Source organism: Spirochaetota bacterium (assembly GCA_035477215.1).
Lineage (GTDB): Bacteria > Spirochaetota > UBA4802 > UBA4802 > UBA5368 > MVZN01.
The window spans coordinates 1-20437 of sequence record DATIKU010000032.1 but is presented as its reverse complement, the minus strand read 5'-3'; the positions used below and the strand labels follow the sequence as shown (position 1 = coordinate 20437).

Below are 20437 nucleotides of genomic sequence, written 5' to 3'. Positions count from 1 at the left end.
ATGAAGATTATAATAGAAAACATCGAACTCTTCCCCGGCGAGCCCGAACTGCGGATAGGCTCCCTGCTCCGCGAGCGTCTGGGCCTTGATATCGATCCCGAATGGTCGATCGACCGTAAGTCTCTCGATGCGCGGGACAAGGGAAGGATCGTATATCGGTACCGTGTGATTGCGGATGTGCCGGAACGCTTCGCTTCCACGGTGCCGGCCATGACCGATGCTCGGCTGTGGGTGCCCGCAGAAGGGTACCCGGCGCCGCGAGCGCGTTTTGGACTTTCGGTGATCGTTGTCGGCGCCGGTCCGGCGGGCCTCTTCTGCGCGCTCAGGCTTATCGAAGCCGGCGCGCGCGTGCTGGTGCTGGAGCGCGGAAGGCCTGTCGAGGAGCGCATGCGCGATATACACGCGCTCAGGGCGGGCGGCATGCTCGATCCCGAGAGCAACGTGCTCTTCGGCGAGGGCGGCGCCGGGGCGTACTCCGACGGCAAGCTTACGACGAGGATACACCGCCCCGAGGTGGAATGGTTTTTTCAGACCATGGTCGACTGCGGTGCGCCAACGGCGATCCTCTACGATGCACGGCCGCACATCGGCACGGACGGCCTCATTCCGCTGCTCGGGAATATCAGAAGGCGAATTGAGGATGCGGGCTCGACCATCCGTTTCGGGGAGCGGGTGACCGGACTCATACGCGAGGGGGGCCGGGCCGCGGGTGTGACCACCGCGACCGGCGGGGAATACCGCGCTTCGGCGGTGGTGCTCGCGACCGGTCATTCGGCGCGCGACGTGTACGATATGCTGACCGGCGAGAAGGTTGCGCTTGAGAAAAAGGGCTTCGCCGTCGGCGTGAGGATCGAGCATCCCGCCCGGCTCATCGACCGGATACAGTACGGCAAAGCGGCCGAAAAGCGGCCGCTTCCGGCGGCCGATTACCGTCTGACATTCAACAACCGGCAAAGCGGCCGCGGCGTTTACTCGTTCTGCATGTGTCCGGGGGGGGAGGTCGTCAACGCGTCGTCAGAGGAGGGCCTGCTGTGCACCAACGGCATGAGCTATTCGGGCAGGGACGGAGAGTACTCCAACGCCGCGCTCGTCGTTACGGTCTCCCCGGATGATCTCGGACCGTCACCGCTTGCGGGGATCGGGTTCCAGCGGGAGATAGAGCGCAAGGCCTTCGAGGCCGGCGGAGGCGGCTGGGAGGCCCCGGTCGAACGAATTCGTTCTTTTCTGGGCGGCGGACCGGACACGAGCGTTCCGGCGACGAGTTACCGTCCGGGCGTGCGTGCGGCGCGGGTCAGGGAATACCTTCCAGGCTGGATAGCGGACGAGCTCGCTATCGCCCTAAAAAGTTTTGACAGGAAGATGAAGGGCTTTATAGGTGATGAGGGCGTCATCATCGGCGCAGAGACGCGCTCGTCTTCACCGGTGCGCGTCGTCCGCGAAGCCGATCTGCAGTCGGTATCGCTTCCTTCCCTGTATCCGGTCGGAGAGGGCGCGGGCCACGCCGGGGGTATCGTGAGCTCGGCGGTGGACGGCATGCGCGCGGCGGACGCGATCTGCACGGCGGCGGGCCTCTGACCGGAACAACACTACATGACCAGAATCGGAACGAGGATAGTCGCCGCGTTCACGCGCGGCGACATGGGGGAACGCGGGGCCGCGCTGTGGCGCTCCTTCGCCGTGGGCGCGGCCGTTTTCGCCTGCGCCTTTGTCTTTGGCCTGCTCTATTCCGCCTCGTTCTCGGTGATGGGCGTGCGGGTGCAGGCGCTGGAAGATTTCGTTTTCGCGGAATTCAAATGGCTCATCCTGCTCCACCAGGCGAAGGTGCTTGCAGCTTACGTCGCGATAGGCGGCGCCTCGGGCGCGGCGGCCGGTTATTGCATTTACTTGTGGTGTGCGGCGACGCTCCGGCGCGTTACGACCAGGAAGGCCGTTGTGACGGTCGCGCTGTACAGCACGGTCTTCATGCTCGCATTTCTCCTCGCGGACATACGGAACCATCCCGCCCTGTATAATGAGCACTTCCACGCGCGCGGCGCGGTACTTGCGGGTTTCCAGATGCTCGTTACGCACGGAGTGCCGGGCCTCCTGGTCGACGCATTCAGGCTTGTCGTCTGTGCCGGCTTTATCCCGATTACGATCGGCGTGATGGTGCAACTCGGCGGGGCGCTCTATGGAGCCTGTGCCCGTCTCCCGCGTCGCGCGCTTGTCGCCCTGACCACAGGCGCCGCCCTGGCGGCGTTAATCTGGCTGGTGCCGTTTAACCGCAACGACGGACCGAACCTGATAATCATCGCCGCGGACTCGTTCCGCTATGACCGCGTTTCGGCCTGGGGCTCGCGCAAGGGCCTCACTCCGAACATCGATGCCCTGGCCGCGGAAGGGACGAGCTTTCATGATTTCCACGTGCAGCTGCCGCGCACCTTCCCCTCGTGGTACAGTCTTCTGTCCGGAAGGTACCCGGCGCAGCACGGCATCCGTCACATGTTTCCCTCAAGGGATGAGCTCGCCGCGGCGCGGCTCGACCTGCCCGAGGCCCTGCGAAAAAACGGCTACGTTACGTCCGCCGTGGCGGATTACGCAGGTGACATTTTTTCCAGAATGAGCTGCTTCGACAGGGTCCGGGCTCCTTCGTTTAACTTCACCACGCTCATCCGCCAGCGCGGCCTCGAAATCCATTTTTTCCTGCTGCCGTTTATACAGAACGCCACCGGGCGGCGCCTGTTCCCGGAAGCGCGCGCCTTCGCCCAGAACTCGGACCCCGCGTTTCTCATCGGCGATATCAAGTCGGAACTCGACGCGCTCGCCCGCCGCAAGCGTTTTCTTTTGACCGTTTTTTTCTCGGCGACCCATTTTCCATACGCATCGCCGCATCCTTATTACAAAAAGTACACCGATCCCGCCTACCGCGGGCAATACCGATATCTTAAAATCAACAATCCGCTCAGCGAAACGCTCGTGGCCCGCGACGACCGGCGCCAGATCGAGGGACTGTTTGACGGAGCGTGCTCGGCGGTAGACGACGCCGTCGGCGAAGTCGTCGATTACCTTAAGCGGCGCGGGCTGTACGACAACAGCATCATCGTTTTCACCGCGGACCACGGAGAGAACCTCTATGACCACGGTCTGGACCTGGGCCACGGGGAACACGTCAGGGGCGAGTACGCGACGCATGTGCCGATGATCATTAAATTCCACCGGGATTACGCGTTAAAAGCGAGGACAAGGGGATACATGGGTGTTGTTCAGCAGATCGATTTCGCCCCCACGGTGCTCGACATCCTGGGGGTGAAGGACGCGAAGACAGACGCGGCGGGCATCTCGTACAGGAGCGTTATAGAGGGGAGGGTGACAAACATCCCGCGCATCGCGTACGCGGAGACCGGCATCTGGTTCGTGCCCGAGGGGGGGCAGTTTTTCCAGCGTCTGCGCATTCGCTATCCGGACGTCAGCGTGCTCTGCGAACTCGCCGAACCTGATATGGGCGTGGTGCTGAAAGACGAATACCGTGATCTGATCAACATCGCCAAGCACCGCACGGTGTTCGATGAAACCCACAAGCTCATCTACATGCCCACCCGCGACGGGGTGCGCTACGAGCTGCTGCGCCGCGGCGATACGGCGTTCGTCAATCGCGTCTCGACCGAAGGCCCCGCTTTCGCTCGTTTGCAAAAGGCGCTGCGCGAAACAGTTTTGCGCCATGAAAATGTCGCCATTGTAAACGGATTATTCATTCCAAAAAGGGAGAGATGACCATGGAGCTCGTACGACTGAGGCTGGGCAGCACGCTTAAAATCGGGGAGCGGGGCCATTTCCCCCGGCCGGACCTCGTCAGAAGTCCGAGCTACTCGCTGGACGGAGAATGGCTGCTGTGCCCCGATCGCAAGGCCACGGGTCGATTCAAGGGCTGGCAGAACAGGGATTTCGGCCTGCGGGCGCTGCGGGGACAATCGAGCGCTCTCGCCGAAGACGCGTCGATCCATCGTGTGCGCGTGCCGTTCCCTCTGGAGTCGGAGGTGAACCAGCGCGAGCTCGCGCGCCACGGGCTTACCCCCACGGCCATCGGCTCGCACCGGGCTTTCTGGTATTACCGGTATTTCAAACGTCCGGCCGATCTGACGGCGGGCGTCATCAAGTTCGGGGCGGTCGACTACCGGGCCTCGGTCTGGCTTAACGGCGCTTTCCTCGGCGAACACGAGGGCGGCTATACGCCGTTCGAGTTCGTGGTTGAAAAGTTCGAGGAGGAAAACGTCCTTACGGTGCTCATCGAGGATTCCCGCTCCATGAGACAGGTCCGCGGCAAGCAGACATTTTTAAAGAAGCCTTTCATGGTGTGGTATCCGGGATGCACCGGCATCTGGCAGAACGTCTGGATCGAGCCGCTGGGAAGGGTCTATTGCAGCGGCGTAAGCTGTCGCCGGGACGAACGGGGCGGTGCGGTATTTTCGTTCGACATACGCAGCGCGCGGGGACTACACCCGGGGAACATCGACGTATCGCTGCGCCTCTACGCGTCCCAGGTCCACGAGGGGGAGCGCGGCATTCTAAAGACCCCGTTGCGGGAATTTAAAGAGTTCGTCGCGCTCGACGCAATGGGCCACGGCCATGTCGACATAGCCGTGCCGGAGAAGCTTTTCGGTAAATGGAGCGTCGAGTGGCCGGGGATGCACCCGATAGAGATCGGCCTGAGACAGGGGAAGAGGGAAATCGACACGCTCTACCTGCTCTACGGCAGCAGGCAGATCGGCGTGGAGTCGGGCATCATCAAGATGAATAAAAAGAAGCTCTATCAGAAACTTCTTCTCAATCAGGGATACTACGGCGACGGACAATATTCGCCCGAATCACCGGACCGGTTCAGGACCGATATCGAGCTCATGAAGAAGGCGGGATTCAACGGCTGCAGGATCCACCAGAAGATCGAGCATCCGGCCTTCCTGTACTGGGCGGACCTGCTCGGCTTTCTGGTGTGGGAGGAGATGCCCTCGTATTATCGTCCTTCGGCGAGGAACATGATGAAGCTCGAGCGCGAGCTTTCGGAGGTGATGCGCCGCGACGGGCTCCATCCCTCGGTCATGACGCTCGTGCTTTATAACGAGAGCTGGGGAATCTACAACGCCTTCGTTTCGAAAAAGGCGCGGGATGGGGTCATCGAGCTCTTCGACCGGTGCAAGCGCGCGTATCCCGGCTATCTCATCATCGATAACAGCGGTTTTCATCACCTGAAGACCGACATCGCTGATATCCATCATTATATTCCGACACTGGAGGAGACGGAGGAATTCTACGCCCTTCTCGTCAGGGGAGTGCGGGAGGCGCCACTCTGGTATAATTTTATACGTATGATCCTTGGCAAGGAGAACGCCCAGACGCCTTTTCTGCGGGGCTATGGCGAGACCGCAAGCCCCCTGATCGTCAGCGAGTTCGGCGGGTACGGCTTCGGCATGTATAAAAACGAGGGAATGCCGCTCGACGACTTCTTAAAGAAGCATATCGAGTTACTCTCGCGGTTCCCGGCAATCCAGGGACTCTGCTATACCCAATTCGCCGACACGTTTCAGGAGAAGAACGGACTTTTCACCGAAGACCGCAGGCTCAAAAGCCTGAAGGTGCGTGAATACCTGGCAAAGCTCCTGCCCCGATAGGTTTTTCCCCCGATATTTTGATATTGCGTGGGAGAATCCAGGCCGATATTATAGGGAGAAATCTTTCGAGGAAGGATACCGCTGTGCGTGAGCTCCTGTATCGCCGTGCTCGTTGGGTGAGGGTCGTCGCGTTCGCGGCGCTGGCCGCTTTCGCCTTCGCGGGCCTCCATGGCGAAGCCTCCGGCCAGACCGCCGAGAGGGCCGAATCGCCGTTCGTCCTTATAATTCAGATGGACCGCTTCACCTTCGCGGAGGACGAGCCGGTGGTGTTCAACATGATCATTAAAAATACCTCCGATAAAAAGGAGTTCTTCGTGTCGTACGACACGTCGTACACAACCTATCAGCCGGTGGTCTACGATGCCCAGGGCCGGGAGGCGGCGATCACCGTGCCGTACCGGCTCATGAACAGGAGGATCGAGGAGGTGGTGCGCGACCTGTATCCCCGCGCGGTCGAGTTGCTTCCCAACGAAACGCTCACCCACACCATAAACCTGAAAAGCCTGTACGATCTGCGCACCGGTTCCGAATACCGGGTGCGCGGTTTCTTTCTGCCGGATATGCAGAGCCCGACGGCGCTTCCCAGTTCCAACATCCTTTCGTTTAAAATCGTACGCGCTCCGGGCCTTGTGAAGAAAAGCGGCGTGGTGCGCCAGGAGCGGGGGGTGTCCCCTTCCGAGGTGGTGCTGCTCGCCCTTACCGCCGAGAAGAGCGGTACCTGGGACAGGCTCTACAAGTATATCAAGGCCGACATCTTCATCAATGCCTTTCCCGAATACGTGCGTCTCTATAACGCCGCCGACGAGATTGAGAAATTGAAAATACTCGAGGATTTCGCTAAATTTCTGGCGCGGCGCAGGGACGATTATATCAAAGACTTTTCCATTGCCGACGAGATTTTTCTTCCGGGTAAGAACATTGCCCATGTGGACGTGGTCGTTAACCGGTACGGCCCCAGGCTGCCGTTCCGCTACAAGTACCGATATACGCTTGAAAAAACGAGGGATCACTGGCTTATAATTGACCTTGAAGCGACCGTATTAAAGGGTGAACGATAATGACCGAGATACTGTCCCAGGACGAAATTGACGCCCTATTGACCGCGATATCCACCGGCGAGGTGGACACCACGGACTACAGCGCGGCGAAGGAGCAGCGGAAGGTCAAGATTTACGATTTCCGGCGCCCGGACAAGTTTTCGAAAGACCAGATCCGCACGCTGCAGATGATGCACGAGACCTTCGCCCGTCTGACCACGACCGCCCTGTCGGCGCAGCTTCGCGCGCTGGTGAGCGTGCACGTGGCGTCCGTGGACCAGCTAACCTACGAGGAGTTCATACGCTCCATCCCGAACCCGACGACGCTCGCCGTCATCAACATGGACCCGCTCAAGGGATCGGCCGTGCTCGAGATCGACCCTTCCATCACCTTCACCATCATCGACAAGCTTTTCGGGGGCATGGGCGAATCGGCCAAGATAAGCCGCGAGCTCACCGACATCGAGCTTTCAGTGATGGAGGGCATCATCGTGCGTATCCTCGGAAACCTGCGCGAGGCATGGTCGAACGTCATCGACCTGCGGCCGCGCCTGGGCAACATCGAGACCAATCCGCAGTTCGCCCAGATCGTGCCCCCCAACGACATGGTGGTGCTCATTACGCTTGAGACCAAGGTGGGAGAGGTCGAGGGCATGACGAACCTCTGTATACCCTACATCACCATCGAGCCCGTCATCTCCAAGCTCTCGGCGCAGTACTGGTATTCGAGCATCCGCAAGGGGGCTACCGACGAGAACATGTCCATCATCCAGAGCCGTCTGGAGACCGTCGAACTTCCGGTAATAGCGGAGATCGGCGAGGTCGAGATTACCATGCAGGAAGTGCTGGACCTCAGGGTGGGCGACGTCGTCAAGCTCACCGACACCAAGATCAGCTCGGACATGGCGCTTCGTATCGGCGGCCGGAAGAAATTCAAATGCCGTCCGGGCGTGGTCGGAAGCCGGGTTGCGATTCAGATCGGGGAAAAGATCGAGGAGATCTCCGACGAGATGCTCATCAGCAAGCGAAGCGAGGACGACCTGTAGTATCGATTTTTTTACTGGACGATCTTGTTGAGGTAGGGGGCGGGATCGACAAAGTCCGTCCCTATTTTTATCTGGTAGAAGCATACGGGCCGCGTGGCCTTGCCGGTCCGTCCCACGTAGGCGATCACCTCTCCCTTGCCCACCTTCTGATCCAGCCCCGCCGAAACGCGCTGGCAGTGCGAATACACCGTTACAAAGCCGTACTTGTGCGATACCGCCACCGAAAGACCGAAAACCGGATCCCACCATATATTTTCAACCTTGCCGGGAGCGGTCGCGCGGATTTCAGCTCCGGGGAAAGAGGCGATATCGAGCCCCTGGTGATATTCCTTCTTGAAGGTGTATGGCGAGGTGCGATCGCCGAAACGCGAGACCACATAGCCGTCGACGGGCCAGATGGACGGGGTGTTTTCTATTATCTTTCGCCGCGCCTCAAGGAAGATCTTGATCTTCTCGAGTACCTCTTTGGTAGTCCGGAGTTCCCGCTCCATTTCCTCGATGTTGAGCACTTCCATGGTCGGCAAATCCTGACCGCCGGCCTCGTTCTGGGGCTCGGGATTGGGGTTTCCCCCCTTGGCCCAGAGTGAATCCACGTTGTTTCCCGGCGTAAGCGAGTAGAGATGGGTGATCTCCGGCTTGAACTTCTGAAAGATGCCGTACAGCCGGTTGATTTCCTCATTGTATCGGGTTATCTGAATTTTCGAGTAGGAGCCGTACATCTTGAGCTTCGATATCTCTTTGATCGTTGACGCGTGGTTTACGATGACGATCGAGGTGACGACGACGATGGCGACGATCGCTCCCACGATCGAGAAGACGGAGAAAAGCGTCAGGTGGAAGTTGGCGATCTTCTTGGCGGAGTGCGGGATGAACATGATCGTGACCCGCTCGCGTCCCTTTTTAACGAAGAGGCCCCATTCGGCCCTGGCCCTCTCGGCGAGCTCGCCGAAGCGGTCGCCGAAGAACCTGCGAATGTCCTCCTGAAGGTCGTTAAGATTGGAGTCCCTGAACGGGTTTAGGCCCATACATCTCCTGTGGAATTATAATACCGGTGGTCGCGAAGTTATCGATGCTACTATACGTATCGGAAGGATGGTGTCAAGTTTTTTCCAAAAATATACACGGAAACGGTTAATTCTCCACTATTTGTTGTAATATTACACCCAAAGCCGGACGTGCATGGGCTCCTGCCGTTCCAACCGGACCTTCGCCGGGCGGGCGAACCGGTTTTAGGATTCGGGGATAACGCGATATTCCGTAAAAAAATCGTTGATCCTGACGACGGTCTTGCGTATCCGCTGTTGGTGTTCTTTTGTTCGCACGCGTATGACGAAAAAATAAAAAAAGCTCTCATGAAAAAAAACAGTCTGCCGAAATAAAGATTAGGGGAAAATCCGTGAAAATAATCGAAATAGAGCCAAATGAGTATAATATTAGTCCATAATAAATTAAAATCGCCATTAATCGCCTGTAATCGTCTATAATCGGCTTCAATTAACCACTCATCGATTCCGAAGATAGTATCGTACGGGACTGCCACCCATACGAGACGGCAAGGAGGCCGGCTCGACGTACGATGATTCATGGAGGAATCGAATGATTATCAATCACAACCTGTCCGCTATTAATACTCACAGGGTCCTGAAATTCCAGCACTGGAATGTTGATAAGAACATGGAGTCGCTGTCATCCGGCATGCGGATCAACCGCGCCGGCGACGACGCGTCGGGCCTGGCCGTATCCGAGAAGATGAGGACCCAGGTGCAGGGGCTCCGTCAGGCCGAGCGCAACACCGAGGATGGCATGTCGCTCATCCAGACAACCGAAGGCTATCTCCAGCAGCTCTCCGATATCATCCAGCGCATGCGCGTGCTGGCCGTGCAGTCGTCAAACGGCATCTACACGCCCGACGACCGCCAGCTCATCCAGGTGGAGGTTTCGCAGCTTGTGGACGAGGTCGACCGCATTGCCTCGCAGGCGGAGTTCAACAAGATGAACCTGCTCCAGGGGGACTTCGCGCGCCTCAGCCGAAGCATGTCGATGTGGTTCCACATGGGGCCCAACATGCACCAGCGCGAGCGCATCTACATCCAGACCATGACGGCGCGCGCCCTGAACCTCAAGGACATGGTGGGCGAACCCGTTACGCTCTCGACGCCCGAGATGGCGAACAGGAACATCGGGGTCTTCGATCAGGCGCTGCACGTCATCTCCAAGCAGCGCGCCGATCTGGGCGCCTATTACAACCGCATGGAGCACGCGGCGAAGGGGCTCATGAGCGCGTATGAAAACATTCAGGCGTCCGAAAGCCGCATCCGCGACGCCGACATGGCCGAGGTAACGGTCGACTTCACCAAGAACCAGATTCTGGTTCAAAGCGGCACGGCGATGCTGGCCCAGGCCAACGCGAAGCCGCAGGGCGTATTGCAGCTGTTACGGTAGGATAAATGACGTCACTCCATCCGCCGGGAGGGCCCGGCGGGGAGGAGCGGTTCTTTGAAAACTGAAGGGATAATCACTGCAAGCATTCTTTCCTTTGCCGAGGGATGGATGGTTGCAGTGAATAATAGGTATTCCCTGATTATTTAGTGCAACCTGGCCTTACAAGCCCGATAGGGAGATCGGGTACATATCAAACAAAGGAGTGTGACGTATGATTATCAATCACAACATGAGCGCCATCAATGCGAACAGGGTGCTGAAGTTCAAGCATTGGGACGTAAACGCCTCCATGGAGAAGCTTTCCTCCGGCTTGCGCATCAACAAGTCCGGCGACGACGCGTCGGGACTGGCGGTTTCGGAAAAGATGAGGACCCAGATCATGGGACTTCGTCAGGCCACGCGCAACACCGAGGACGGAATGTCCTTCGTGCAGACCACGGAAGGCTACCTGGACCAGACCTCGGCAATTTTACAGAGGATCAGGGTGCTTGCGGTCCAGTCGTCCAACGGCATCTACACCCAGGAAGACCGGCAGCTGATCCAGGTCGAGGTTTCTGCGCTGATCGACGAGGTTGACCGCATCGCATCGCAGGCGGAGTTCAACAAATTTAAACTCCTCCTTGGCGAATTCTCGCGGACCAACCCGAAAGCGAGCATGTGGTTCCACATGGGGCCCAACATGCACCAGCGCGAGCGTGTCTACATCGGAACTATGACCTCTCAGGGGCTCAACCTCAAGGAAAAGACCGGAAAGTTCCTCGCGAACCTCAGCACCGCCGACAACTCGAACCGCACCATCGGGATCGTAGACGACGCGCTGCAGAAGATCGCGAAGCAGCGTGCGGACCTCGGCGCTTATTACAACAGAATGGAGTACGCCGCAAAGGGTCTCATGAATGCCTATGAGAACATCCAGGCGTCCGAAAGCCGCATACGCGACGCGGACATGGCGGAAACTCTTGTAAACTTCACGAAGGACCAGATACTGGTTCAGAGTGGTACTGCGATGCTGGCCCAGGCCAACATGAAGACGCGAACGGTCCTCCAGCTTCTCGGGGGCTGATACAGAAAATGGACGAACTCAGAGGGAATACCGCAACCGCAAAAACCCGCTCGAAAGAGCGGGTTTTTTATTTATTTGGGCATTTTTAAAAGCCAACCGGTATCATTGATACGGCTCCCTTCTATACAAAGGGGAGCTGCCAGCGGCTGAGAGGATTTGCCGTGAGCCTCAATGCCCTCACCCCGGCTCTGCCGCGCCCTCTCCCAAAGGGCGAGGGCTTCTAAACCTTAAGCCCATTGTGTGGACACCCCCTCTCCTTTCTTCCGAGCTTAATGGGAGAGGGGGCCGGGGGGTGAGGTCGTTGGATATTCGTTGGCCGACCCGCGGGCTCCGGGGGTCGCCGTAGGCTGAAGGGATTTAAAAACCCCCGCCATGGGCGGGGGCTGGACGTGGCAGATGAAGCGTGAGTCTTAATAATCGGACGCGGCCGCGCGGAAACCGACGCCGACGTAGAAGGCGATGTCGAAAGATGACTTATTGTCAGTATCTTCTTTGACTCCATTCTCCTTAATTTCTGAGAACTGATTGTTGGTCAGATTGTAGCCGAATCTTCCTTCAAGGTCGAGAAATACGCCTTCGCCTATCGGCGTGTAGTAGCCGAGTATTCCATTGGCCCACAGGTCTATCGCCTTTTCCCATTCATACGTGTTGGTACCGTCCTTTATCTTTTCCGTAGCTATCAGGTATTTTCCAGAAATGCCGCCGCCTACATAGAGCCCCCCCAATGCGGCATATTTCAGCGAAACCATCGGTTGGATAAACTGGTTGAAGTGCACAAAATTACCGTCAAATTCCGCTTTTAACCGTTGGTACTCAAGCCCGAAGCCAAGCCAGACACCGTCGAAATTAAGGTTGTATTCACCCTGTATGGCAAATCCTCGTGCTTCAAGATCATTATCAAAAAATGACGTATCTTTAAAACTTGTTGTCGATACCGGAATATAGCCACCCTTCAGGAAGACGATATCCGTCGTCATCGTCTGAGCCTGCGCGCCGTATGAAAAGGCGAACACGAAGGCGAGCACCGCAAATACCGCGAAAAGCTTTCTCATGGATGTTCCTCCATTAATTAATTTGATGATATGCGGAAATGTTTACAGGAACTGATTGTTTTATAACCGGGAAACCCGCCGGCTCCGGTTTGTCCGGTAGTCGCGGCGTATCCGGTCCCGAAACAACCCTGATGTTTATACGGGAGTTAATGTACACAAGAGTTGGGGCCGCGGCAAGCTTTTTATGATAGACTTTGCACAACAGGGGCCATGCCCCGATGAGCGCAATATCGGCAATGGGTTAATCGTTTTCAGGCGAGCGCGTCGAAGAAGGTGCCGGGCCGGTAAGAGAGGTAGCGGTTCTCATACACCCGTCCCTTCGAGGAATATTCGGTCGCGGGCGAATTGAAGAGGTCGCCGAGCAGGCGCTCCCGCTCCTCGGGGGAGGGCGTGATGTAGGTGGCGTTCGACTCGGTCTGGCGCATTAAGCCGTGGATCGAGGTCACCTTCCCGTCGTTATAGGCGGGCCACAGGAACGCCTTTTCCGAGACGACCCGGTTGCCCTGGTAGGTGGAGAGGTTTATCTCCGCGATGCCGGAAGAGATATTCATGCCGTACTTATCGGCATGCGGGGGCGCATTCTTGAATGCGGGCCGAAAGAGCCCTTCGCTTATTTCCCTTCGGGGGGCCTGCCGCCCAGGGCCCGGCGCACCATGTCGTATTCGCCCTTAGCGTTCCAGAAGGTGTAACCGCCGACGCCGCTTTCGAGGACGCCGCGCACCTGGCTCTGTATATAGCCTGTCCCCCAGGTGGGGGAGAGCATTTTAAACGCCTGGAGATACGGCCGCAGGGGCGCGCCGTCGCCGGAGATGACGCGGGCGCGGACGCCGCTGTCGAGCACGATCCGGTAGGGGTGCTCGTCGCCGGGGAAGCGCCGGTAGTACCTGCCGCCGAAGTGCGAGGGGTACACCATGGGGCAGACCACGTCGACGACCGCGGCGATCTCCTCCAGGTCCTGGCCTATCCAGTTGCCGAAACGGTACATGGCGTTGAAACCGTAGATGTCCACCGAAAGGGGGACGGGAATGACGCGCTTGGCGCGTTCCAGGAAGTCGCCGATCGCCTCGGATTTGAAACCGTCTTCGAAGCGTCGGTGCCGGTAGCGGCACAGGTGCGTGGGCCCGTCCGAGGGGAAGCGGATGTAGTCGAACTGTATCTCGTCGAAACCGAGCGCGGCGAGTTCCCTCGAGAGCGCGATGTTGTATTCCTGCGCCAGCGTCGAATGGGGATCGACCCAGTATTCGCCCTCGCTGCCGCGCCAGGGCGCGTTGGTCCGGGCGTTCCAGATCGCGTACCGGTTGCCGTCGTAGCGGAACAGGTTCGGGTCCTTGAATACCACCACCCGGGCGATTGAATGGACGCCCTCCCGCCGAAGCGTGCCGAGGATCGCCCGGACATCGACCGGTTTTCGGGCCGCGCCCGATCGCAGCGCGGTCTCGTTATTCGTCGGGAAATGGAGGCTACCCTGGTCGTCCTTCATGTCGATGACCATGGCGTTCATCTTGCAGGCGTGAATGGTGGAGATAAGCCCGGCAAGATTGCGGCGCACGGCGGGAATGCTCGCGTAGAGAGCTTTTTTATCCGCGGCCCGTGCGCGGAGGTCGTTGGCGCGCGGACTTCCGGGCGTGCCGATTCGATAAAAGAGCGGTGGATAGGCGCCGGTGCCGTCGAGCGCGAGGAGGGCGAGCGGTTTTGCGCCTGACGGAAGACGGCGCATGATGCCGTCCACCTTGAGCTCTCTCCAGACCCCTGTTTCCGTGTTGAGACGCCAGGCCGCGCCGCCCATGGATACGAAAAGCGAATTACCCTTTTTTAAAAGCCCACCTAAAACGAGTGAGCCCGTGTCGCCGGGCACGGCTCCCAGGCTCCTCCACGAGCGGCCGCCGTCCCTCGATGCATACAGGCCGCCGCCGAAATTGAGCCCCGCGTACAATACATCCGGGTTCGTCCCGTCGGCGGCGATCGCGCCCACCTCCTCATAAAAGAACGCGTCCGCGGAGTAGGGCTCACGGGGTAGGCCCGACGACGAGGAAACGAGCCCGCGGTCGGTGACCCGGTAGATGCCGTGAAACGAGGTCCCCGCGTAGAGAACGCCCGATGGTCCGAAAGCGAGCGCGGTGATGTAGTGATTGTGTTCCAGCACCTTCATGGGGACGCTTGCCCAACTTCGGCCATTGTCGTACGAGCGGTACAGGGCGTGCTTGGTGGCGAGGGCGAGCGAGCCCGCACGCGCGTCGTCGGCGGCAAAGGCGGTGATTTTTCGATAACGGTCCGGATGCAGCTCGGAGCGCAAACGGAAACGATCGCTGTTGAGGGAGCGCCAGGCGGAAGCTCCCATGGGCCGGCCGAAAATGCCGGAATGCCTGGTGAGGAGATACAGGCCGTCGGCCGCGTCCACGGTTATCGAAAGCGGGACAAACTCCCCGGGGAGGCCATCGTTGAAGCGGTGCCAGCTATTACCATTGTCATTGGAAACGAACAGACCGTTTTTTTCGGAAAGGAGTACGGCCCGCGTCCCGGCGGAGAATGCCGGAGCGACGGCGAACAGGTGAATGGCGAGCGCGGCGGCAAGCGTTCTAAAAACGCTCATTGAACATCCCCCGGTTGAGGATCACGTAGGTGTAACCCTGTTCGGTGAGAAAGAGCTGGCGGTTGTGGGCGAACCTCTCCTCCACGCTGTTGGAGGTAATGATGGTGTAGAAATACGCGCGGTTCTCGCCCTTCTTGGGGCGAAGTATCCGTCCCAGGCGCTGCGCCTCCTCCTGGCGCGAGCCGAAAGTGCCTGAAACCTGTATGGCAACGTTGGCGTCGGGTAGATCTATCGAGAAGTTTGCGACCTTTGAGACGATAAGGATTTTAATGTTCCCTTTCTTGAAATCGGCATAGAGAGCCTCGCGCTCGGAGACAGGCGTGGCGCCGGTGATCAGGGGGTATTTGAAGCGCCGCTCCAGCTCCTCGAGCTGTGAGATGTACTGGCCGATTATGAGGACGCTCGCCCCCGGGTGATGGTCGAGTATGGTTCGCGCGACATCGATCTTGTCCTCGTTCTCGGATGAGATGCGGAATTTTTCTCGGTCCCTCGCGATAGAATACTGGTAGCGAAGGTATTCGGGAAGCTCGATGCGTATTTCCGTGCAGATGGCCTCGGCGATCCAGTTGGACCTTTCGAGGATCTTCCAGGGCATGTCGTATTTTTTGGGGCCGATGAGGCTGAAGACATCGGCTTCCATCGCGTCCTCGCGGATGAGCGTGGCGGTGAGGCCCAGCCTCCGCTTGGACTGGATCTCGGAGGTCATGCGGAACACCGGCGCAGGAAGGAGGTGCACCTCGTCGTAGATAATGAGGCCCCAGTTTTTGGAGCGGAAGAGGTCGAAGTGGAGAAAGCTTTCGTTCTTTTTTTTCCGGTAGGTAAGGATATTGTAGGTGGCCACCGTTACCGGCCTCACCTCCTTTTTCTCACCCGAAAACTCGCCGATCAACTCGGGCGCGATGTCGGTCTTGTCGAGCAGTTCCTCGCGCCACTGGCGGATCGCGACCGTGTTCGTCACCAGTATGAGCGTCTCGGTCTGGAGGAGGGCCATCGCGCCTATGCCGACCATTGTCTTGCCCGCCCCGCAGGGCAGCACCACCACCCCGCTCCCGCCGTCCGGCCCCCCGCCGCGATAGAAGGCGTTGACGGCGCTCTGCTGATAATCCCGGATGACGAACGGATTGCCCGATAATGCGGTGGCGCGAAGGCCGAACACCAGCGGATCGCCTTCCTCGTAGCCGGCCGTATCCTCCACCGGGAAACCCATCTTGATGAGGGCCTGCTTGATGTGACCCCTCAGGTCCGCCTTCACCTCCACGGTGAATTCGTCGACAGGGCCGGCGATATAGGGTTGTATTTTCCGGTCCCGGACAATTTCGTTAAGGAGCAGTGAATCGGACGAAACAAGGAGCATCCTGTCGTCCTTTTTCACCAGCCGTATAAGGCCGTAGCGGCGCATCTGCTCGGAGATCGTGGTGAGCACAATCTCGGGGATGTCGTAGCGGGAATAGCGCCTGAGCGCGTCGACGATGGCGCCGGTCGTAAGGCCCGCGGAGGCCGCGTTCCACAGCGACAGAGGAGTGACGCGGTAGGTGTGGATGTGCTCCGGGCTCTTCTCGAGTTCCGCGAAGGGGGAGATCGCGTCCCGCGCGTTCTCGAAATCGGGATTGTCAACCTCGAGGAGGACGGTGTTGTCGCTCTGAACGATGATGGGTCTGTTCTTGGTCATTATCGGGGTGCCGTAAGCTTCTCCAGTGTTGTAAGTTCGCGGCGCATCTTTCTCTTAATGAAGGGGCCGATGACGAGTCCCAGTATAAAACCCATGGGCCCCAGCGGCAGCCTGATCGCCACTTCGACGTCGACCCGGGTGTTCCCGCCGATTCCACTGAATGAAAACGCCCAGCGGTATTCTGAGAGCGGGCCCTTTATCTGCTTTAGTTCGGCATATGTTTCGGGGACGGTGGTGTACTTGAGCCGTGCGGCCGCGTGCTTGAAGAAGGGAAACCGCAGATGCGCGTCCGCTATCTCGAGGCCCGGCTCGCGACGGGCTATCCGCGCTCCCAGGAGCTCTTTTTTAAGGGCTCCGAGCGAGGCGATGCTCTCGAAGTGCCTGAACGCTTCCTTCGGGGAGCAGGACAGCGTTGTTCGAAGTCGTGCCTTTATCATCATCCGTCCTTTGAAGGAGGAATTGTCGTCGTATGAGCCGGTTTTGTCAAATGATTTAACTCCGCCGTCACCGCGGCAGGATCGATTTATTAATTGCACGAAACATGTATATTTATAGCAATATATCCGCAATGGCGACATGATGTTCATTACGGCGAGGTGCTCTCGCGGGGGTTGCCATGATGAAGACAGCCTTTCTGTACGACGATGTTCTTCTCGAGGGCGGGTATAATGTCGACGTGCGCGCCGAAGGCGCCGGGCGGGCTAATAGGGCGCTTCTCGGGGATTGAGGGACCGGTGGTTCTATCGTTGCTTGGGATCGGCATGGAACCGATAGAGCAGTGAGGAGTCGACCATGACCGCCTTTTTCGGAAAGTCCGACCCGAGCGGGAGGGATATCTCCAGCACGTGGCTTAATACGCCCTCCGCGTCCCTTCCGGAAAGCCGTGCCGGCTGAAAGGGGTGCGAGGCGGTGTTCCCGCTGATGGGGTACACCCGCATAGATGACAGTCCTTCCTTCCTGAAATCAAGTGCCACGACGATGTTATCGCGAATGTCCTCGTTTATCGACCCGAAGAGAAAGTTGCCGAGCGAGTAGACGATCGGCCTGCCGCGATACACCTCCATCCCCTGGTAGACGTGAGAGTGATGTCCGATAACGGCGTCGGCCCCGGAGTCGATTAGCGCGCGGGCCATCTCGACCTGGTCATTGGAGGGGTAATTGGTGTATTCATCCCCCCAGTGAAGGTTGACGACGATAAAATCGGTGAAGCGTCGAAACTGCTCAATAGCCTTCCGCATCGGCTCCAGGGCCGCGCGTGCAACGCCCGGCGAGGATGCCGTCGCGTAGGCGTCCCTGTGGGCGAGGTTGGTGAATGAGAAAACGGCTACGGAAATTCCCCCCCGCGAGATGAGTATGGGAAGCGAGGCCGTTTCGGCGTCGATTCCGGCGCCCGCGGTGCGTATACCCTCCGCGGAAAGGTTCGAGATGGTGTCGAGGAGGGCGATGTTGCCGAAATCCGACATGTGATTGTTGGCCAGCATCGCTCCGTCGAGCCGGCCTTCGGTAAGCACGCGCACCATGCCCGGGGGGGCATTAAAGATATATTTCTTGTCGCCGTGAGGCTCCCCTTTGTCCGAAATCGGGCCTTCCAGATTGAAGAATCGGTAATCGAAACCGGAAAGAAAGCCTCGGATTCGCCTGAGCGGGAAGCCGTATCCCTCCTTTGCGACGGCCTCGCGGATGCCCCAGTCGAGCATCACGTCTCCGCAGAAGAGAAGCGAAATCTCCCGGGGCGCTTCACCGCCTTGCAGTGGCGAACACACGGAGAGAAGCAGAATGAGCAGGGCGACGGCCGTTCGAGATGGTTTTGTCATTTATGCAAGACCCTCCCTGTGACAGTGGGCAACACGCGAACCGCAACGATAGGGGCGGCGGACCAGGCTCGTCAAGCAAATTCGTTCCGGGATTTTCGGGACCATCAAATCGCTTGACCGGGCCGGTTTTCTGGTGTCTGCTTCGGGTATGCGAATACCCCTTATAATAATTATCACGGCAGTCGCCGTGCTCTCCTGCGCGCGGGAGCGGAGCGGCTCGCTTCGTGTATCGCCGGTAAAGGACGGGCCGGGGGAGACCCTGGTGCATATAATAGACATGGCAAATCAGAACAGGATAGAGGAGGTTTCGTCGTCCATCACGTATACGCTGGTGGCGGATTTCGACGAGAATCTGCGGGTACGGGGAACGGACGACTGGAGCCAGAGCGGCAAGCGGGCGTTCTGGAACCGGCTTACGCGCGACTGCAGCATCAGGGACGTGCTTCTCCGCGACGAAAGGATCAGCGGCGAGTTCGCGTTCGTGCGCTGCAGACTCGTTTATCGCGACGGCGGCGCGGAAGATATCCAGGCTGAGATGAAGATGACCGGTTCAGGGAACTGGGTCCTCTTCGTCTATCCGGCGATGCTGCGCCGGTAAGCCGGATGCCGCAACCCGCCGTCTTTAAAATGTCCCCGAGGCGGCGAATTCAAGCCGTCGTTGCGCGGTTTCTCCGCGCGCCCACTGGTGGAGATAACGGCCGGCGAGATTGAACCTTTCGCCGCGGACTGTCACCTTTGCGGCTATGATGTCGGATGTCGTCGTTATAAACATACCGGGAATGCTCGAGTTCGCCAGGGGAGAGATGACGCCGTAGAGCCGTTCGCCTCCGGAGATGTGCGCGCGCGCGTAATGAAGCGAGAGCGCGCTCCTCCGGGCGAGTTCGATGACAAGCCCCCCCTTCGCCATAATGGCCCTGCCCCCCTGTTCGCTTCGCTGCCCCAGAACAGACGTCTCGGAGTCAAGGAATTCAAGCAGGCGTACCTTGACCGACCCGGCGGCCTGCTGTGAACAAAGCGCCGCGCCGCGGCTGGTCTTTTCATACCGGCGGGCTGAAAGCTCCGCGGATCTGATCCTGGAGCCTGAATACCTGATATAATATTTTTCCCTCGAGGTGTAGGGCAACTCCGGGTCGGCGACCGCGGGCACGAGTTTTTTCTGGGCGGCAAACGACGTCCCGGCGGCGAGCCCCCGGACCGGCCGCGCCTCCGCCTCGAGGAAACAGCCTCTTTCCGGATACCTTTCGCCGACGGTGGACTGGTAGGGCGCGTTGAATTCCGGCGATGTCCGTTTGATCGCGAATGAAAACGAGAGAAGCGGGTGAGAGAACCTGGTTCCGCAGACGACTCCGTTCCCGTTTACGCGGTATCTGCCCCGTTCATCATCGCTTCTGCCGGCCGCGCTGAGGGCTGAGTCAAGGAATAAGCTAAGGCGCTCGTCGCGGTAGCGGAGCATCACGCCAGCGCCGTGGACGTTTCGTATTGCGGTATATATGCCGTCGCGCTGTTCCCTGTCCCACTCGATGCTGCCGCCCTGAGGAGCGGTGAGGTCGGTATAGACGTAATAGGGTTCGATTAAAAAGAGTCCGGCGGCGACAAGCGACAACATCAGACCGCCCGTGCGAATGGTCACCGGTTCGCTCTGTCCGCAGTCCCGCTCGAGCGAGGTCTGGATGGTGCCGAGGGAATTGCCGGTGCCCGCCGAAAAGTATCCGTCCTCGGAGATGTTGCGCGGGGCGATCGAGTAAAACGAGTGAATGCCAAGCGCGACACTATCGCCCCTGGTGCGGTATGAGGCGGCGATGCCGTTGAAGGCATAGGACGGATTGCCGCTTTTAACGGGAGAAAAGACGTTCCTCTCCTCATTCATGGAGCGCCATGAAAAGAGATCGGGAGCGTATGCCTGCGGCCTGCCGAGGAGCAGGCCTCCGCCGAAGGCCGCCGTGTAGTTGCCCGCGAGCAGAAAGAGCCGGGCGGACGCGTCGGCGAGAACGAGGCTCCATGTATGGCTTTCACTTCCGTCGCCGTTGCGTACCAGAGTGAGATTGAGGGAACTCCGCTCGCTTAAAACGAGGCTCGACGCAA

16 protein-coding genes are annotated in these 20437 nt (G+C 58.9%); 8 read left to right on the top strand and 8 right to left on the bottom strand.

The annotated features are described in order from the left end of the window. The 5 genes from VLM75_07320 to fliM all read left to right on the top strand — a co-directional run bounded on the left by VLM75_07320 (nt 1) and on the right by fliM (nt 7725). Nucleotides 1-1575, top strand: coding sequence for an FAD-dependent oxidoreductase (locus VLM75_07320; GenBank protein ID HSV96728.1), 1575 nt, complete (start codon nt 1-3; stop codon nt 1573-1575). A gap of 15 nt (nt 1576-1590) precedes the next feature. Next, entirely contained in the window at nt 1591-3750 is a 2160-nt protein-coding gene (locus VLM75_07315) for a sulfatase (GenBank protein HSV96727.1), read from the top strand. A 2-nt stretch (nt 3751-3752) separates the two neighbouring features. Next, nucleotides 3753-5642 carry a beta galactosidase jelly roll domain-containing protein gene (locus tag VLM75_07310; protein HSV96726.1) on the top strand — a complete coding sequence of 630 codons (1890 nt, stop codon included), beginning with the start codon at nt 3753-3755 and terminating at the stop codon, nt 5640-5642. Between the two features lie 83 nt (nt 5643-5725). Then, nucleotides 5726-6700 carry a hypothetical protein gene (locus VLM75_07305; GenBank protein ID HSV96725.1) on the top strand — a complete coding sequence of 325 codons (975 nt, stop codon included), beginning with the start codon at nt 5726-5728 and terminating at the stop codon, nt 6698-6700. After that, nucleotides 6700-7725: a flagellar motor switch protein FliM gene (fliM, locus tag VLM75_07300; protein ID HSV96724.1), complete on the top strand. Its 1026-nt coding sequence runs from the start codon at nt 6700-6702 to the stop codon at nt 7723-7725. Before VLM75_07305 ends, fliM begins: the two co-directional genes overlap by 1 nt. Before the next feature lie 11 nt (nt 7726-7736). Here the strand turns inward: fliM and VLM75_07295 are convergent, their stop codons facing one another. Beyond that, the gene (locus VLM75_07295; protein ID HSV96723.1) at nt 7737-8750 is read right to left on the bottom strand and encodes a M23 family metallopeptidase; all 1014 of its coding nucleotides are present in this window, start codon (nt 8748-8750) and stop codon (nt 7737-7739) included. A gap of 571 nt (nt 8751-9321) precedes the next feature. Here VLM75_07295 and VLM75_07290 point away from each other — a divergent pair. After that, a complete protein-coding gene (locus VLM75_07290; GenBank protein HSV96722.1) occupies nt 9322-10167 on the top strand; it encodes a flagellin in 846 nt (281 codons plus the stop codon). 211 nt (nt 10168-10378) lie between these two features. After that, nucleotides 10379-11230: a flagellin gene (locus VLM75_07285; protein HSV96721.1), complete on the top strand. Its 852-nt coding sequence runs from the start codon at nt 10379-10381 to the stop codon at nt 11228-11230. 410 nt (nt 11231-11640) lie between these two features. Here VLM75_07285 and VLM75_07280 read toward each other — a convergent pair whose 3' ends face one another. The 6 genes from VLM75_07280 to VLM75_07255 form a co-directional block, all read right to left on the bottom strand. Next, on the bottom strand, nt 11641-12282 hold the full coding sequence (locus tag VLM75_07280; GenBank protein HSV96720.1) for a hypothetical protein: 642 nt from the start codon (nt 12280-12282) through the stop codon (nt 11641-11643). 251 nt (nt 12283-12533) lie between these two features. Continuing rightward, nucleotides 12534-12833: a hypothetical protein gene (locus tag VLM75_07275; GenBank protein HSV96719.1), complete on the bottom strand. Its 300-nt coding sequence runs from the start codon at nt 12831-12833 to the stop codon at nt 12534-12536. Between the two features lie 59 nt (nt 12834-12892). Further along, nucleotides 12893-14872, bottom strand: a complete 1980-nt coding sequence (locus VLM75_07270; protein ID HSV96718.1) for a putative glycoside hydrolase — start codon at nt 14870-14872, stop codon at nt 12893-12895. Continuing rightward, nucleotides 14859-16541 carry a DNA repair helicase XPB gene (locus VLM75_07265; GenBank protein HSV96717.1) on the bottom strand — a complete coding sequence of 561 codons (1683 nt, stop codon included), beginning with the start codon at nt 16539-16541 and terminating at the stop codon, nt 14859-14861. The genes VLM75_07270 and VLM75_07265 overlap by 14 nt, the downstream gene beginning before the upstream one ends. Then, a complete protein-coding gene (locus VLM75_07260; GenBank protein ID HSV96716.1) occupies nt 16541-16978 on the bottom strand; it encodes an SRPBCC family protein in 438 nt (145 codons plus the stop codon). Before VLM75_07260 ends, VLM75_07265 begins: the two co-directional genes overlap by 1 nt. 303 nt (nt 16979-17281) lie before the next feature. Further along, entirely contained in the window at nt 17282-18355 is a 1074-nt protein-coding gene (locus tag VLM75_07255; GenBank protein HSV96715.1) for a CapA family protein, read from the bottom strand. Between the two features lie 148 nt (nt 18356-18503). On the opposite strand from VLM75_07255, the gene VLM75_07250 reads away from it, so the two are divergent. After that, complete coding sequence (locus VLM75_07250) at nt 18504-18953, top strand: hypothetical protein (protein HSV96714.1); 450 nt, start codon at nt 18504-18506, stop codon at nt 18951-18953. A gap of 24 nt (nt 18954-18977) precedes the next feature. On the opposite strand, the gene VLM75_07245 is transcribed toward VLM75_07250, so the two are convergent. Beyond that, nucleotides 18978-20437 (bottom strand): hypothetical protein (locus tag VLM75_07245; GenBank protein HSV96713.1); only part of this gene is annotated, 1460 nt, incomplete at its 5' end.

Coding starts and splice junctions, on each gene's coding strand:
- VLM75_07320 (HSV96728.1), top strand. CDS start 1: ATGAAGATTATAATAGAAAACATCGAACTCTTCCCCGGCGAGCCCGAA.
- VLM75_07315 (HSV96727.1), top strand. CDS start 1,591: ATGACCAGAATCGGAACGAGGATAGTCGCCGCGTTCACGCGCGGCGAC.
- VLM75_07310 (HSV96726.1), top strand. CDS start 3,753: ATGGAGCTCGTACGACTGAGGCTGGGCAGCACGCTTAAAATCGGGGAG.
- fliM (HSV96724.1), top strand. CDS start 6,700: ATGACCGAGATACTGTCCCAGGACGAAATTGACGCCCTATTGACCGCG.
- VLM75_07295 (HSV96723.1), bottom strand. CDS start 8,750: ATGGGCCTAAACCCGTTCAGGGACTCCAATCTTAACGACCTTCAGGAG.
- VLM75_07290 (HSV96722.1), top strand. CDS start 9,322: ATGATTATCAATCACAACCTGTCCGCTATTAATACTCACAGGGTCCTG.
- VLM75_07285 (HSV96721.1), top strand. CDS start 10,379: ATGATTATCAATCACAACATGAGCGCCATCAATGCGAACAGGGTGCTG.
- VLM75_07280 (HSV96720.1), bottom strand. CDS start 12,282: ATGAGAAAGCTTTTCGCGGTATTTGCGGTGCTCGCCTTCGTGTTCGCC.
- VLM75_07275 (HSV96719.1), bottom strand. CDS start 12,833: ATGAATATCTCTTCCGGCATCGCGGAGATAAACCTCTCCACCTACCAG.
- VLM75_07270 (HSV96718.1), bottom strand. CDS start 14,872: ATGAGCGTTTTTAGAACGCTTGCCGCCGCGCTCGCCATTCACCTGTTC.
- VLM75_07265 (HSV96717.1), bottom strand. CDS start 16,541: ATGACCAAGAACAGACCCATCATCGTTCAGAGCGACAACACCGTCCTC.
- VLM75_07260 (HSV96716.1), bottom strand. CDS start 16,978: ATGATAAAGGCACGACTTCGAACAACGCTGTCCTGCTCCCCGAAGGAA.
- VLM75_07255 (HSV96715.1), bottom strand. CDS start 18,355: ATGACAAAACCATCTCGAACGGCCGTCGCCCTGCTCATTCTGCTTCTC.
- VLM75_07250 (HSV96714.1), top strand. CDS start 18,504: ATGCGAATACCCCTTATAATAATTATCACGGCAGTCGCCGTGCTCTCC.